General features: G+C 72.5%; 10 protein-coding genes. 1 reads left to right on the top strand and 9 read right to left on the bottom strand.

Annotation, left to right across the window (positions count from 1 at the left end):
• Positions 1 to 4: 4 nt before the first annotated feature.
• From ACFU9E_RS02530 to typA, 4 genes are all read right to left on the bottom strand, one after another.
• A complete protein-coding gene (locus tag ACFU9E_RS02530) occupies positions 5 to 943 on the bottom strand; it encodes an ABC transporter permease (protein WP_380683163.1) in 939 nt (312 codons plus the stop codon).
• Positions 936 to 1,880 carry an ABC transporter permease gene (locus ACFU9E_RS02525; protein WP_350546867.1) on the bottom strand — a complete coding sequence of 315 codons (945 nt, stop codon included), beginning with the start codon at positions 1,878 to 1,880 and terminating at the stop codon, positions 936 to 938. Before ACFU9E_RS02525 ends, ACFU9E_RS02530 begins: the two co-directional genes overlap by 8 nt.
• A gap of 91 nt (positions 1,881 to 1,971) precedes the next feature.
• Positions 1,972 to 3,606, bottom strand: a complete 1,635-nt coding sequence (locus tag ACFU9E_RS02520) for an ABC transporter substrate-binding protein (protein WP_380683162.1) — start codon at positions 3,604 to 3,606, stop codon at positions 1,972 to 1,974.
• 439 nt (positions 3,607 to 4,045) lie between these two features.
• On the bottom strand, positions 4,046 to 5,950 hold the full coding sequence (gene typA / locus ACFU9E_RS02515) for a translational GTPase TypA (protein WP_380683161.1): 1,905 nt from the start codon (positions 5,948 to 5,950) through the stop codon (positions 4,046 to 4,048).
• 254 nt (positions 5,951 to 6,204) lie between these two features.
• On the opposite strand from typA, the gene ACFU9E_RS02510 reads away from it, so the two are divergent.
• Positions 6,205 to 7,341, top strand: coding sequence for a hypothetical protein (locus ACFU9E_RS02510; RefSeq protein ID WP_380683160.1), 1,137 nt, complete (start codon positions 6,205 to 6,207; stop codon positions 7,339 to 7,341).
• Here ACFU9E_RS02510 and ACFU9E_RS02505 read toward each other — a convergent pair.
• The 5 genes from ACFU9E_RS02505 to ACFU9E_RS02485 form a co-directional block, all read right to left on the bottom strand.
• A complete protein-coding gene (locus tag ACFU9E_RS02505; RefSeq protein WP_380683159.1) occupies positions 7,338 to 9,083 on the bottom strand; it encodes an ABC transporter family substrate-binding protein in 1,746 nt (581 codons plus the stop codon). The two genes, ACFU9E_RS02510 and ACFU9E_RS02505, sit on opposite strands and share 4 nt — an antisense overlap.
• A 94-nt stretch (positions 9,084 to 9,177) precedes the next feature.
• Positions 9,178 to 11,781 carry a SpoIIE family protein phosphatase gene (locus tag ACFU9E_RS02500; protein ID WP_380683158.1) on the bottom strand — a complete coding sequence of 868 codons (2,604 nt, stop codon included), beginning with the start codon at positions 11,779 to 11,781 and terminating at the stop codon, positions 9,178 to 9,180.
• Positions 11,782 to 12,014: 233 nt separating this feature from the next.
• Positions 12,015 to 14,816, bottom strand: a complete 2,802-nt coding sequence (locus tag ACFU9E_RS02495; protein ID WP_380714709.1) for a SpoIIE family protein phosphatase — start codon at positions 14,814 to 14,816, stop codon at positions 12,015 to 12,017.
• A 253-nt stretch (positions 14,817 to 15,069) separates the two neighbouring features.
• Positions 15,070 to 15,507: a (deoxy)nucleoside triphosphate pyrophosphohydrolase gene (locus tag ACFU9E_RS02490; RefSeq protein ID WP_380683826.1), complete on the bottom strand. Its 438-nt coding sequence runs from the start codon at positions 15,505 to 15,507 to the stop codon at positions 15,070 to 15,072.
• A gap of 25 nt (positions 15,508 to 15,532) precedes the next feature.
• The gene (locus tag ACFU9E_RS02485) at positions 15,533 to 15,715 is read right to left on the bottom strand and encodes an SPOR domain-containing protein (RefSeq protein ID WP_380683828.1); all 183 of its coding nucleotides are present in this window, start codon (positions 15,713 to 15,715) and stop codon (positions 15,533 to 15,535) included.
• Positions 15,716 to 15,731: the final 16 nt, after the last annotated feature.

Raw genomic sequence — 15,731 nt, 5'->3', positions numbered from 1 at the left:
TCTCTCAGCGGAGCTTCGGGTCGAGGGCGTCGCGCACCGCGTCGCCGAGCATGATGAACGCCAGCACGGTGATGCTCAGCACGGCGGCCGGGAAGAGCAGGACGTGCGGGGCGTTCAGGAAGCGGGGCTGGGCGTCGCTGATCATCAGGCCCCAGGAGATCTGCGGGGGCTGGACACCGATGCCCAGGTAGGACAGCGCGGCCTCGGCGCCGATGTAGACACCCAGGGAGATCGCGGCGACGACGATGACCGGCGCGATGGCGTTCGGCAGGATGTGCCGGAAGGTGATCCGGCCGGAGCCGGCGCCCAGGGCGCGGGCCGCCATCACGTAGTCGTTGTTCTTGTTGGCCAGCACCGAGGCGCGCATGATGCGGAAGATCTGCGGCCAGCCGAGCACGGCCATGACCAGCGAGACGGTGTAGGCGTTGCCGGTGCCGAGCATCGACATGATCAGCATGCCGCCGAGCAGCAGCGGGATCGAGAAGAAGATCTCGGTGAAGCGGGACAGGATCGAGTCGACGATCCCGCCCTTCCAGCCGGCCAGCAGGCCGAGCAGGGAGCCCACCACGGTGACCGTCAGGGTGGTCAGCACACCGACGGTGACCGAGTTGCGGGCGCCCCAGATGGTGCGGGTGTAGATGTCGCAGCCCTGGACGTCGAAGCCGAACCAGTGCTCGGCGCTCGGACGCTTCAGCGAGTTGTCCAGGTCGCAGGCACCGCCCGCGAACGGGCTGCCGTCGGTGAACAGCTGCGGCACCGCGGAGATGACCAGCAGGCAGAACACCAGCACCGCGCCGATGATGAAGACCGGGTTGCGGCGCAGGTCGCGCAGCGCGTCCGACCAGAGGCTCGCGACGCGCTCGGGCTTCTGGGCCTTCGCCGCGCCCTTCGCGCCGTTGTCGCCGGAAGGGGCCTCGGGGCCCTTGGTGATGGTGTCACTCATAGCGGATCCTCGGGTCGAGCACGGCGTACAGCAGGTCCACGAGCAGGGTGGTGATCAGGTAGATCAGCACCAGCAGCGTGACCACGCCGACGATGATCGTCCCCTGCTTCTGGTACACGGACTGGGCGAGCAGGCCGCCGATGCCGTGGATGTTGAAGATCCGCTCGGTGATGACCGCACCACCCATGAGACCGCCGAGGTCGGCGCCCAGGAAGGTGACGATCGGGATCAGCGCGTTGCGCAGCGCGTGGCGGCCGATCACCCGACGGCGCTTCAGGCCCTTGGCGACCGCGGTGCGGACGTAGTCCGCGCGCATGGTCTCCATCAGGCTGGTGCGGGTCAGACGGGCGACGTACGCGAGCGACATCGAGGCGAGGACGAAGGCCGGCAGCAGGTACGCCCGGAGCCCGTCCTCCTCGTTGAAGGACACCGAGAAGATCTCGATGCCGTAGTCGTTCTTCAGCTTGACGCCGAGCACGAGCTGGAGCACGAAGCCGGTGACGAAGACCGGGATCGAGATGACCAGCAGCGTGCTGATGAGGACCAGCTGGTCCAGGAACTTCCCCTTGCGCAGGGCCGCCATGACACCGGCCGCGACACCGACGACCGCCTCGATGACAAAAGCCACCAGAGCGAGGTTGACGGTGTACGGGAAGGCGTCCCCGATCATCTCACTCACCGAACGGCCGGTGAGGCTCTCTCCCAGGTCGCCCTGGAAGACGCCGGTGATGTAGTTCCAGTACTGAACGAGGAACGGGTCGTTCAGGTGGTACTTCTCGCGGATCATGTCCGCGACGACCGGGTCGGCTCGCTTCTCGCCGGCCAGCGCCTGCACCGGGTCACCGGGCAGGTAGTGGACCAACGCGTAGATCAGCAGCGTCGCGCCGATAAGGACAGGGATCGCCTGTATCAGTCGGCGGATCACATAGCGGCCCATTAGACCTCCACACTTTCGGACAAGGAAGGGAGGCGGGGGGAGCCGGACTGTGGTCCGGTCTCCACCCGCCCCCTAACGTCTGCGTCTCAGATCAGCCGGCGAGCTCGACCTCGGCCAGGTTCATACGACCCTGGGCGTCGGTGTCGAAGTTCTTGATCTTCTTGGAGTACGCGGCGGAGGACATGTAGGTGTAGACCGGGATGTACGGCAGGTCCTCGATCAGGACGTCGTCGGCCTGCTGGTACAGCTTCAGGCCCTCCTCCGGGCTCTTCGCCTGGTCGGCCTGGTCCAGCAGCGCCTCGAACTTGTCGTTGACGTAACCGCCGTAGTTCGAGCCGTTCTCGATGGCGACCTTGGAGAAGATCGGACGCTCGTAGTTCTCGATCGACGGGTAGTCCATCGACCACGCCATGCGGAAGGCACCGGAGTACTGCTTGGCGCCCAGCGCGTCCAGGATCTTGCCGAACTTCTCGAACGGCTTCGTGGTGACCTCGACGCCGAGGTTCTTCTTCAGCTGGTTGGCGACGGCCTCGATCCACTCCTTGTGGCCGCCGTCGGCGTTGTAGCCCAGCTCGATGGTGTTGTTCGGGACGCCGCCGGCGGTGTCCCACAGCTGCTTGGCCTTGGCCGGGTCGAACTTCGCCGCGTCGCCCATGGCGCCCTTGCGGTAGCCCGGGATCAGCGGGTTGATGAAGTCGTCGGCCGGGACGCGGGTGCCCGAGAAGATCTGCTTGGTGATCGCCTCGCGGTCGATCGCCATCGAGATCGCCTTGCGGATCTCCGGCTTGCCGTAGGTGGCCGGGTTGGTCGAGATCGGGAAGCCGATGTAACCGACGCCGGACTCCGGCTTGTAGATGTAGCGGTCGCCGAACTCGCCCTTGACGGTGCCCATGGCCGAGATCGGGAGCTTGTCGGTGGCCTGGATGTTGTCGGCGCGCAGGTCGTTGTACGCGGTGTCCAGGTTGTCGTAGATCTTGAAGGTGACGCCCTGCAGCTTCGCCTTGCCGTCAGAGGCCGGGAAGTTGTCGTAGCGCTTGACCTTGATCTGCTTGTTGTGCTCCCACTTGCCGTCCATCTGGAACGGGCCGTTGCCGATCGGGGCGTCCCCGAACGACTTCGGGTCCTGGAAGAAGGCCTTCGGCAGCGGGTAGAACGCGTTGTACCCCAGCATGGTCTTGAACTGGGAGAACGGGTTGGTCAGGGTGACGGTGAAGGTCTTCTCGTCGACGACCTGCAGGCCCTTGAGCTTGTCGGTGGCCGGCTTCTTGTCCTTGCCCGGGGCCAGGTCCTCGGAGCCCTCGATCTTGGCGAAGAACGGCAGGCCCTCGGCCGCGTTGTCCTGGTTGGCGCCCCAGTTCCAGGCGTCGACGAAGGACTGGGCGGTGACCTTCTCACCGTTGTGGAAGGTGTAGCCGTCCTTCAGCTTGATCGTCCAGACCTTGCTGTCCGGGGACTCGATCGACTCCGCGACGCGCAGCTTCGGCTCGTTGGTCTTCCGGTCGTACTCGACCAGGCCGGCGAACAGCTGGCCCAGGACCTCGGCACCCTCGGACTCCGCGGTGTTCTGCGGGACCAGGCCGTGCTGCGGCTCACCGAGCTGAACGGCGATCGAGCCGCCGCCGGAGGCGGCCTTGTCGTCGCTCTTCGAGCTGGTGCTGCAGGCGGTCGCCGCGAGGGCGATCGCGGTCGCCGCGACGATCCACTTGGTCTGGGTTGCACCACGCATGGGGGGATGCCTCCTGAATTCGACTTTCCAACGAGGAGAGCACCGCGGGCGGTTGGTCCGGTCCGCCGTGCCGTCCGCGCTCGTGGTTTCGGCGCGCACCCCTGCGCGTAACCCTTGACCCGAGCCTGACTGCACCCACTATGTGTCACGCACGGACACGAAAGTGACCAATGCCGATCTCAATTAGGTCACATGAACGGTCGGTAAGTTTCGAAAATCGGACATAAGAGACATACTCAGACAGGCATCAACCGGACAGTCGTCATGAATGACGGACTGTCACGTTCGCTCAGCGGACACCTCGGCGTGGTAAGCGCTATTCCGTTTATACGCGCGTCGACAGCGTGGAGTAGTTGAAAAAGTTCGCCCCCCTTCCCATCGGAAAGGGGGGCGAACGAATCCGGCCAAAGCACCGCCGGAAGGGCTCAGAAGGCCTTGATCACGCCTTCTTCGCGCGCGAGGCGGTACGGCCGCGGTCCTTCTGGTCCAGCACGACCTTACGGATGCGAACCGTCTCCGGGGTCACCTCGATGCACTCGTCCTCGCGGCAGAACTCCAGCGACTGCTCCAGCGAGAGCTTGCGCGGCGGGACGATCGACTCGGCGACGTCGGCGTTCGACGACCGCATGTTGGTGAGCTTCTTCTCCTTGGTGATGTTGACGTCCATGTCGTCGGCGCGCGAGTTCTCGCCGACGATCATGCCCTCGTACACCTCGGTGCCCGGGTCGCAGAAGAGCACGCCGCGCTCCTGCAGGTTGGTCATCGCGAAGGCGGTGACCACGCCGGCCCGGTCGGCGACCAGCGAACCGTTGTTGCGGGTCGTCAGGGTGCCGAACCACGGCTCGTGGCCCTCGTGGATCGAGTGCGCGATGCCGGTGCCGCGGGTGTTGGTGAGGAACTCGGTCCGGAAGCCGATCAGACCGCGGGACGGGACGACGAACTCCATCCGGACCCAGCCCGAGCCGTGGTTGGACATGTTGTCCATCCGGCCCTTGCGGATGCCCATGAGCTGGGTGACGGCACCCATGTGCTCCTCGGGCACGTCGACGGTCAGACGCTCGACCGGCTCGTGGGTCTTGCCGTTGACCTCCTTGGTGACCACCTGCGGCTTGCCGACGGTCAGCTCGAAGCCCTCGCGGCGCATGGTCTCGATCAGGATGGCCAGCGCCAGCTCACCGCGGCCCTGCACCTCCCAGGCGTCCGGGCGCTCGGTGTCCAGGACGCGCAGCGAGACGTTACCGATCAGCTCGCGGTCCAGGCGGTCCTTCACCTGGCGGGCGGTGACCTTGCGGTCGACCCGGCCGGCGGACTTGGCGTCCGCGCCCTTGCCGCTGCCGCCCCGGCCGACCAGCGGCGAGGTGTTGGTGCCGATGGTCATCGAGATGGCCGGCTCGTCCACCGTGATCAGCGGCAGCGCGATCGGGTTCTCCGGGTCGGCCAGGGTCTCGCCGATCATGATGTCGGCGATGCCGGCGACGGCGCAGATGTCACCGGGGCCCGCCACCTCGGCCGGCTTGCGGGTGAGCGCCTCGGTCATCAGCAGCTCGGAGATGCGGACGTTCGAGATGGTGCCGTCGCGCTTGATCCAGGCCACCGTCTGGCCCTTGCGCAGCTCGCCCTGCTCGACGCGGAGCAGCGCGATGCGGCCGAGGAAGTTGTCGGCGTCCAGGTTGGTGACGTGGGCCTGCAGCGGGGCGTCCGCGTCGTAGGTCGGGGCCGGGACGTGCTCCAGGATGGTGGAGAAGAACGGCTCCAGGTTGTCGCTGTCCGCGGGAACGGTGCCGTTCTCCGGCTTGGTCAGCGAGGCGACGCCGTCACGCGCGCAGGCGTAGACGATCGGGAACTCGATCTGGTCCTCGTCCGCGTCCAGGTCGAGGAAGAGGTCGTAGGTCTCGTTGATGACCTCGTCGATCCGGGCGTCCGGACGGTCGGTCTTGTTGATGCAGAGGATGACGGGCAGCCGCGCGGTGAGCGCCTTGCGGAGCACGAAGCGGGTCTGCGGCAGCGGGCCCTCGGAGGCGTCGACCAGCAGGACGACCGCGTCCACCATCGACAGACCGCGCTCGACCTCGCCACCGAAGTCGGCGTGGCCCGGGGTGTCGATGATGTTGATGGTGATCGGCGCGCCACCGTCCTTGGGGTGGTACTTGACCGCGGTGTTCTTCGCGAGAATGGTGATGCCCTTCTCGCGCTCCAGGTCGTTGGAGTCCATCATCCGGTCGTCCAGCTGCTGGTGAGCGGCGAAGGCACCGGCCTGCTTGAGCATGGCATCGACCAGGGTGGTCTTGCCGTGGTCGACGTGAGCGACGATGGCGACGTTACGGATGTCGTTGCGCGTGGGCATGCCTAGCGGATTCTCCTGGAATCGTGGGTTAGAGCGCCCGGCTGCGTGACGCGCACTTGCGACCCCTGTCGGCCGCCACCACCCGTTCCGCCTGCTACTACCGGTCCACCCGCCGGGCAGGACATGCCACGGCTTCCTCCTATGGTACGGGGAACCGCCGAGCTCGGCCGAAACGGGCATCACGGGCGGGATCAAGATCACAGCTCGGTCACTCACCCTTCCACCCGGTGTTCCGCCTCCGCCAGGCTTCGGCCGTGATCCACCACCTCCGCTCCGTCCTTCCCCGGATCGTCCTCGTCGCCGGCACCGTGGTTCTGTCCGCCAAGGTCGACCACGGCCTCCCGCCGTGGACCGCGCTCGGCTTCCTGATCGGCACCCTGCTGGGCCAGGAGCCGCTCTCCGACCTCTGGGTCCTCCTCACCCACCGGCTGGGCGGGGGGCGGCTCCTCGGCGTCTCCTACGGGTGCGGGCGGGTGCTGTGGCAGGGAACGGTCGCCGGGGTCCCGGTCAGCCTGGGGCTGCGGCCCACCGGCGGCCCGCGCCTCGACTGGGGCCTGCTGCCCGTGCGGGCCCCGAGGCTGCGGCTCTGGGCCTGCTCGGTCGGCTGGCTCGCCGTGCACGGCGGTCTCGGAGCCTGGCTCGCGCTTTCCTTCACGGGGGCGGCCCGGGGCATCGGGCTCGGCCTGCTCTCCACCCTCGTTCTCCTCGTGCTCCTCGGGGCGCCGTCACCGCTCAACTCGATCTGGGCCGTCCTCGTCCTGCCCTTCCGCCCCCGGGCCCTGGAGCACCACCTCTGGTCGACCCGCGACATCACGGCCGAACGGCTGCTGTGGCGCGGCCGGATCCCCGAGGCACGCGCCGTGCTGGACGGGCCCGCCCCGGCCCGGGCGGTTCGCACCCGCCTCACGGCCGCCGGGGTGGCGCTCGCCGAAGGCCGCCACGACGAGGCCGACCGGATCATCGGGCTGGCCCTGGCGCAAGGCTGCGACCCGCGCCAGGCGCACGCCGTCGCCGCCGCGGTGATCGTGTGCCGCAGCGACAGTGGGGAGCTGACCCCGGCCACGGCCGGTGCGCTGCTGGCCCCGGTCCTGGAGGTGTTCGGCCACGACGAGCGGGCCAAGCTCCGCCACGTCCAGGGGGCGGCCGATCTCGCGCGCTTCAACGGCGATCCCGAGGCGGCCGTCCGCGCCGCCCGCCGCCACGCGGTCGACGCCCGGCTCTCCCCTCACTGGCGGGCTCACGCCGGCTGCACGCTGGCCGCCGCCCTGATCGCGACCGGGAAGCCCGAACGGGCCGGGGAGGCTCTCGCCCGCGCCCGCCGGGAGTGCCCCGGCCTCACCCGGATCGCCGACGTGGAGCTGATGCTGGAGCGGCCCGTCGAGGTCCGCTAGCCCGCCGCCCAGCCGAGGTCCTGGAGGCGGGGGCGGGCCAGGCCCCGGATTCCGGCGCCGACCAGGCCGTCGCGGACCGCCACCGCCTCCGGGCGCTGGAAGAGCGGGACGGAGTGGCCCAGCTGCCAGATCCGCGCGTCGGTCTCCTGGAGCAGGGCGCGGCGGGCGTCCGGGTCGGGTTCTGCGGCGGCGAGGCCGAAGAGGCGGTCGATCTCGTCCGTCCCGGCCCGCGCGTAGTTGCGGCCGGCCTCCGGGGCGCCGTCCGGGCCGGGGCGGGGCTTGGCGTAGACGGGCCGCTGCTCGTCGGCCGGGGCGGGGCCGGCGGGCCAGGAGAACAGGGCGAGGTCGTAGTCGCCGGTGGCCAGGTGGTCGCGCAGGACGGCGTCCGCCGGCGCCTCCACCACCTGGACGGCCGCCCCGATCTCGCCGAGGTCCGCCGCCACCGCGTCGGCCGCCCGCCGGAGCGTCGCCGAGCCGACCGGGACCAGCAGGGTGAGCGCCAGTTCACGGCCGTCCCGGGCCCGGGTTCCGCCGCTCGCGGGGCGCTTCCAGCCGGCGATGTCCAGCATCCGCCCGGGATCGGCGACGCCCAGCGCGTCGGAGTCGTCCCGGTAGCCGGGCTGGTCGCCCGCCAGCAGGTGGTGGCCGAGCGGCGCGGCGGGCAGTCCGAACGGGGTCAGCGCGGCGTCGGCGGCGTGCCGCCGGTCGACTCCTCGGGCCAGCCCGCGGCGCAGCACCGCGTCGGTGAGCGGTTCGCGGGCGGCGTTCAGGGTGAGCTGGGCGAGGCCGGTCCCGGCGGCCCGGTGCAGGGTGACGCCGGGCAGCGCGGCGGCCCGGCGCAGCGCCTCGGCGGTGTCGGGCCCGGCGTGCTCGACCGCCGCGGTCAGCGGGGCGAGGTCGAGCCGGCCCCGGGCCAGCTCCTCGGCGCGGTGCTCGGGCGGGACGGCGAGGAACTCGATCCGGTCCGCCTTGGCCGGCTCGCCCCACCAGAACGGGTTGCGGACCAGGGTGGCCCGGCCGCCCGCCGGGTCGTAGCCGTCGACCAGGAACGGGCCGGCGGTCGGGTGGGCGGTGCCGCCGGGCAGCGGGCGCTCGAAGGCGGCGGGGGTGGCGGTCTCGGCGGCGGGGTAGAGCGGGCCGAACAGGGCCCGCCAGTCGGCGCAGGGCTGTCGGAAGGTGACGCGGACCTCGTGCGGGTCGGCGCCCTGGGTGATGGAGTCGACGGCCTCGTACCCGGCGGGGCGGGCGGCGGTGGCGGCGGTGGTGGCGGAGCCGGCGAGCGCGGCCCGCTGGGCGATGAAGTCGGCGGCGGAGAGCGGGGTGCCGTCGCTCCAGACGGCGTGCGGGTTGAGGTGGTAGGTGACCACCTGGGGCAGCCGTCCGGGCGGGGTGGACTCGACGGCGGTCAGGTAGTCCGGGTCCGGCGTCCACTCGCCGTGCGCGTCCGGCCGGAACAGCGCCGGGTAGAGGGCGTGCGCGAGCAGCGCGGAGTCGGCGGTGGCGGCGCCCTGGTAGGCGTTCAGGGTGGCCGGGACGGCGTCGACGGCCCAGCGCAGGGTGCCGCCGTCGCGGACGGCGGCCCGGTCGACCGGGCGGACGTCCCCGGTGACGACGGCCGGGGCGGGCGGCGCGGGGTCGGGGGTGCGGACGGTGCGGGCCGGGTCGGGGCCGCCGAGGCAGCCGGCCGTGGCACCGAGGGCGAGCAGCAGCGCGGCGGCTGCGACGGGGAGGCGGGCGCGCATGGCGGCCATGGAACGCCGCCCCCGCTCGCCCGACGGCCCCGACACGGCGGGCCACCGGGGACAGCACCCGATCGGCGGTACCGCCGATCGGGCCCTACAGGCCCAGCTCGAACCAGACGATCTTGCCCTTGGGCGTGCGCCGGCTGCCCCAGCGTTCGGCGAGCAGGCTGACCAGCTGGAGCCCGCGGCCGCCCTCGTCGGTCTCGTGGGCGCGCCGCTGCCGGGGCTGGGCGTAGCCGTCGTCCCAGACCTCGCAGACCATGGTCCGGTCGCGCAGCAGCCGCAGCCGGATCTCGCCCCGGCCGTGCCGCAGCGCGTTGGTGACCAGCTCGCTGACCAGCAGCTCGGTGGTGTCGACCAGCTCGTCCAGGCCCCGGGCGAGCAGCCAACTGCACGCGAACTCGCGGGCCTTGGCCACCGAGGTGGGCTCGGGCGGCAGGAACCACTGGCCGACCGCGTCCGCCGGAAAGGCGTGCACCTTGGCCATCAGCAGGGCGATGTCGTCCTCGCCGTGGTGCGGGTTGAGCTCACCGAGGACGTGGTCGCAGAGGTCCTCCAGGCCCTTGCCGCCGTCGGAGAGGGCGGTGCGGAAGGCCTTCAGGCCCTCGTCCAGCTGGTGCTTGCGGCTCTCCACCAGGCCGTCGGTGTAGAGGCCGAGCACGGCGCCGTCCGGGAGGGTCAGCTCGACCTCCTCGAAGGGCTCGCCGCCGACGCCGAGCGGCAGGCCGGGCGGGACGTCCAGCATCCGGGCGGGCTCGCCGGGGCCGAGCAGGACGGGCGGCAGGTGGCCGGCGTTGGCGAAGGTGCAGCGCCGGGTGACCGCGTCGTACACGGCGTAGACGCAGGTGGCCAGGTAGACCTCGCGGGCCTCCTCGTCGGCGCTGGAGGTGAGCCGCCCGTACGGGTTGGACCGGCCGGTGGGCGCGGTGTCGTCGCCGAGGCCGCGGGCGATCTCGTCGAGCGCGGAGAGCACCTCGCCGGGTTCCAGGTCGAGCATGGCCAGGGTGCGGACGGCGGTGCGCAGCTGGCCCATGGCGACGGCGGCGCGCAGACCGCGGCCCATGACGTCGCCGATGACCAGGGCGGTGCGGTTGCCGGGCAGCGGGATGACGTCGAACCAGTCGCCGCCGACCTCGGTGTTGTTGTTGCTGGGCAGGTAGCGGCAGGCGATCTCCAGTCCGCTGGCGACCGGGTTGCCCGGGGGCAGCAGGCTGCGCTGGAGGATCAGCGCGCGCTCGTGCTCGCGGCGGTAGAGCCGGGCGTTGTCGATGCAGACGGCGGCGCGGGCGACGAGCTCCTCGGCGATGGCGACGTCGCGGGCGTCGAAGGGCTCGCTGCCGATCGCCCGGGAGAGCTGGACCAGGCCGAGCACCTGGTCGCGGGCGACCAGCGGGACGATCAGGGTGGAGCGCAGCAGCGGGTCGGGCCCGGGCTCGGGGACGACGCTGCGGCCGGTGCGCAGCGCCCGGGCGTGCGGGGAACGGCGCGGGTAGCAGAGGGTGCCGCCGGCCTCGGCGATGGGCAGGCCGGTGACCGAGCCGAGCACCGAGGAGGCGCCGCCGACCACGCTGGAGACGGCGACCCGGCGCAGTTCGCCGCTGCCGTCGGTGAGCACGGTGTCGCCGAGCCGGCCGGCGGTGGGCACGGTCTCGCCGGAGAGCAGCGCGGTGTAGAGGTCGACGGTGGCGAGGTCGCAGAACGGCGGGACGACGACGTCCAGCAGCTCCTTGGCGGTGGTCTCCAGGTCGAGGGTGGAGCCGATGTGGGCGCTGGCCTCGTTGAGCAGGGCGAGGTTGCGGCGCACGCCGTCGGCCTCGCGTTCGGCGACGTGCCGGCTGGTGACGTCGGAGACCTGTCCGGCGACGCCCATCGGCTGGCCGGCCGCGCCGTTGAGGCGGTAGAGCGAGACGGCCCAGAGCCGGTTGCCCTCGCGGGTCGGGACGGCGGCGTGGAAGCGCAGGTCGAAGACGGGCTCGCCGCTGGCGAGCACCTTGCGCAGGGCGGCGGTGAGCCGGTCGGCCTCGGAGCCGGGGAAGATGTCGTGCGGGGTGAGGCCCTCCAGGTCGGTGGGGGCGAGGCCCATCCCGGAGGCGAAGGCGTCGTTGACGCGCTGGAGGCGGAGCCGGTCGTCGAAGAGCACGAAGCCGGTCGGCGTCTGGCCGAAAACCGCCTCGGACGCGGCCAGATCCGTCTCGATCCGGCGGAGCCGGCCGAGGTCGACCGCGAGACAGGTGGCGCCGGCGGTGGGCAGCGCGCTGTCCGGCATGAGGTAGAGCTCGGCGAGGCCCTCGCCGCCGTCGGCGTGCCGGTACGGGGTGGTGCCGACCCACTCCTCGCCCGCCAGGATGCGTTCCAGCCGGGCGCGGCCGCGCCGCCAGAGCTCACGGGGGACGAAGGTGGTCACCGGGTCGGCGCCGACCGCCTCGGCGGCGGGGACGCCGAAGAACTCGGCCGCGCGCTCGCTCCACTGGCTGATCCGGCCGTCGGGGCCGATCGCGAAGGTGGCGACCCGGATGTAGTCGTAGAACGAGCCCGGATCCCCGGCACCCCACCGCTGCTCCTCGGCCGTCGGCCGCGGGGCGCGGGCCGGTACGGGCAGCTGGTGGGCAGGGGCGGGCCGGCGTTGGGCGCCGGCCTGCCCGGGTACAGCGGCATGACCGCTGCTGCTCGGCGCATTGCGCGCCGGGGTGCTGTTCACGGACCGACCCCTCCAAACCCGCGACCGTCCGGATGTCGAGAAGACCGAGTATTCATCATCGAGGGGTACGTTCACACGCCCTCAACATCACAACATCAGATCGGGCGAAGGTTTTTGTCCTACCGCCCGCGCAACCACAATGCCACGCTCGCGCCCCCTGCCGGAGCGCGCGCTCCCCCACGGGCTCCCGATGGCATATGCAGCGGCGTTCTCCCGGACGGCCCGTCCGCCGCTCAACCGCCGGACAACTCCGCCTCGGGGGTGCCCGGCAGCGCCTGCTCGAACCAGACCACCTTGCCCATCCCCTCCGCCCTGGCCCCCCAGTGCAGGGCCAGCAGGTCCACCAGTTCCAGCCCGCGGCCGCCCTCGTCCGCCTCGGCGGCGTGCCGCTCGCGCGGCGGGTCCGGCAGCGGGTCGGAGATCTCCACCAGCAGCGTCTCGCCGAGCGTCAGCCGCACCCCGATCGGCGCGCTCGCGTACCGGACGGCGTTCGTGACCAGCTCGCTGACCAGCAGCTCCGCGGTGTCGGTCAGCTCCTCGACGCCCCACTCGGCCAGCGTCGCGCGGACCAGCCGGCGGGCCCGGGAGACCGCGGTCGGCTCGGCGGGCAGCGTCCAGCCGGCCGTCGGGGTGCCGGCCTGCCCGTGGCCGAGCCGGGCCAGCAGCAGCGCCACGTCGTCCGGCTCGCGGCCCTGCTCCATGGTGTCCAGCACCGCCTCGCAGGCCGCCTGGATGGACGCGTAGGGCTGCTGGAGCACCGTGATCAGCCGGTCCAGGCCGACGTCCAGGTCCTTGTCCCGGGACTCCACCAGGCCGTCGGTGCACAGCGCCAGCAGGCTGCCCTCGGGGATCTTCAGCTCGACGGACTCGAACGGCACGCCGCCGACCCCGAGCGGGGCGCCGGAGGGCAGCTCCAGGATCCGGCCGGCGCCGCCGGGCAGCGGGCCGCCGTTGCGGGTCGGCCCGTCCGCCTCGTTGCCCGGCACCACCAGCACCGGCGGGATGTGGCCGGCCTTGGCGGCGGTCAGGGTCGCCGTGGCCGGGTCGAACACCGCGTAGACGCAGGTGGCGAGCAGCGCCTCGTCCGGCCCCTGGGCGAGGTCGTCGGCCAGCTCGTGGACGTGCCGCAGCAGTACGTCAGGCGGCAGGTCCAGGGCGGCCAGCACCCGGACGGCGGTGCGCAGCCGGCCCATCGTCGCGGCGGCCCGCAGGCCGTGGCCCATCACGTCGCCGACCACCAGCGCGGTCCGGTCGCCGGGCAGCGGGATGACGTCGAACCAGTCGCCGCCGACCTCGGTGCCGCTGCTGCCCGGCACGTAGCGGTAGGCGACCTCCACGCCGGTGGGCTGCGGCACCTGCTGCGGCAGCAGGGTGCGCTGGAGGGTGAGGGCGGCGGTGCGCTCGCGGGCGTACAGCCGGGCGTTGTCCAGCGAGGAGCCGGCCCGGTCCGCCAGCTCGACGGTGAACGCCAGGTCGTCCCGGTCGAAGCCCTCGCGGTAGCCGGCCCGGCTGACCAGCAGCAGGCCGATCACGATGCCCCGGGCCCGCAGCGGCACCACCAGCATCGAGTGCACGCCCAGGTCGTGCGCCGCCTGCATCTTCGGGTCGCCGGCGTAGGTGACGTCACTCAGCTGGTCGGCGCCGGAGAGCAGCTCGGGCACGCCGGTGCGCAGCACCCGGCCGCAGGCGGAGTCCTCGGCGAAGGTGATCCGGGCGCCGCGCCGCAGCATCACCTCCACCTCCGGGCCGTCCTGGACGGAGGCGGTGCCGAGCTGGAGCAGCGAGGTGCGGCGGTCGTGGCCGTGCCGGGGCAGGTCGTCACCGTGCGCGACGGCCTGCAGCAGGATGACGGCGGCGTGGTCGGTCAGCCTGGGCACCACCGCACTGGCCAGCTCCTGCGCGATCCGCGAGGCGTCCAGCAGGTCACCGACCCGGGAGCCGAACTCGTTGAGCAGCGAGAGGCGGCGGCGGGCGTGCTCGACCTTGGCCACCGCCCGGTAACGCTCGGTGACGTCCATCACGGTGCCGGAGATGCCGAGAACCCGGCCGGAGCGGTCGGTCATCCGGCTGTAGGAGACCGAGCGGTAACCGGACCTGGCGGTGATCGGCGAGGCCAGGGTGACGTCGATGACCGGCTCGCCGGTGGCCAGCACCTGGCGCTGGATCGAGGTGATCTCGTCGGCGGCCCGCTCCGGCAGGGTCTCGCCGGTGGTGCGGCCGACGTGGTCCTCCGCCGCGACGCCGTTCATCTCGGCGAGGGTCCGGTTGACGGCCGTGTAGCGCAGCTCGGTGTCGAGGATCGCGATGCCCAGCGGGGACTGTTCGAACAGCGCGTCACGCACCGCGAGGTCCCGCTCCACGGCCCGGACGGCCGCCGCCGCGGCCAGGTTGACCTGCAGGAACGGGGTGCCGTCGCCGTCCACCAGGAGCGAGATCCGGGCGTCCACCAGCACCGGGGCGCCCTCGCGGTCGCGCAGCTCGGCCGGGCCGGACCAGCGGCCGTGCCGCAGGGTGTCCTGGATCGCGGCCCGGACCCTGTCCACCTGCTCCTCGTCGGGGACCAGCGAGTCGATCCGGCGGCCGACCAGCAGCTCGCTCGGCCAGCCGAGCAGTTCCTCGGCGGCCGGACTCCAGAGCACCACGCGGCCGGCGGTGTCCAGGATCGCGACGGCCACCCTGACCACGTCGAAGAGGCTGCCGCTCGCACGGCCGCCGCTCCCGGCGGCGGGGACCGCCCCGACGGCGCGCGGGCCGCCCGGGAACGCCCGCCCGGGGCGGCTGCGCATGCCGGCCGACGGGGCCGCGTCGGGCACCGTCAGCGACGGGGCGGGCTGCACCGGCTGGGCGGACGCCGCCCCCTCAGCCCCGCCCTCGCCCCGGCGGCGCCCGGCCGGCCGCTCCCCTGCCGCCCCTGCCGCCCCGGTGCGGCCGTCGATCGCGCGGTCCGCGCCACGACGCAGCCGGGCGCGGGCGGCGGCGCCTCCGCCGGCGCCCGCCCGTCGCGCTCCCCCGCCGCCGTACCCACTGCTCGACACCGACGGGGCCTCCGGCTCTGCTCGGATCGGCGGGGCCGGCTGGGGCGGCTCACCGATGGTGACGAATAGTGCCGAAAAGTGACATACCCAGCAGGACCAAGGCTATCCCGCCGGTCGCGTCGGCTTTTCCGATTTGCCCGATCCGTCGCCCCCACGCGTCGTTCGCGGGCGCGGGGCGGCGGTTCGGCGGTGCGGACCGGTACCATCCGGGCCGCACCGGCCCGGACGCCCGGCCCGGAGGAGTGCCGGCGGGTCAGGGGGCGGCCAGCAGGCGGGCGACCTCGGGGAGGACCTCGCGGTCGTGCTCCAGCCACTCGACGTCGGCCAGCTCGGCGGGGCCGAGCCAGCGCAGCTCGTCGTGGTCCTGCAGCGGGTGCGGCTCGCCGGAGAGCAGTTCGGCCGCCCAGAGCCGCAGCTCCAGGCCCGGGCGCACCAGCCACGCGCCGGGCAGCCGGGTGAGCGCCCGGGCGCGGACGCCCAGCTCCTCCATCAGCTCGCGCTCCAGCGCCTCGGTCTCGGTCTCGCCCGGCTCGGCCTTGCCGCCCGGGAACTCCCAGCGCCCCGCCACCTCGGCGGGCGCGCTCCGCCGGGCGGCGAGCACCCGCCCCCGGTGGATCAGCGCACCGCCGACGACGATCCGGTTCTCCGCTGCGCCGCCGGCGGACGCCGACGGGTCGATGGTCCTGTCCATGGACGTCGACCTTAGGGGCTGTCGGTCAGTCGCGCGGGCCGCGCGCCTCGGAGGCGCCGGCGGACTCGGCCTCCACCCAGTACAGCTGCTTGTGGCCGCGCGCCTCGAACTCGGCCGCGAGCCGCTCGGCCGCCTCCTGGTCGATCCCGCCGACGACCCGGAAGCGGTTGCCGTTGTCGTCCTGCCGCATCACCCGGTAGGTGTCCATGCCGCTCAGGCTAGGG

This window comes from Kitasatospora sp. NPDC057595, assembly GCF_042800875.1.
In the GTDB taxonomy this organism is placed as follows: Bacteria; Actinomycetota; Actinomycetes; order Streptomycetales; family Streptomycetaceae; genus Kitasatospora.
The sequence above is the reverse complement of the archived record's forward strand: the minus strand, read 5'-3'. Positions and strand labels throughout refer to the sequence as shown.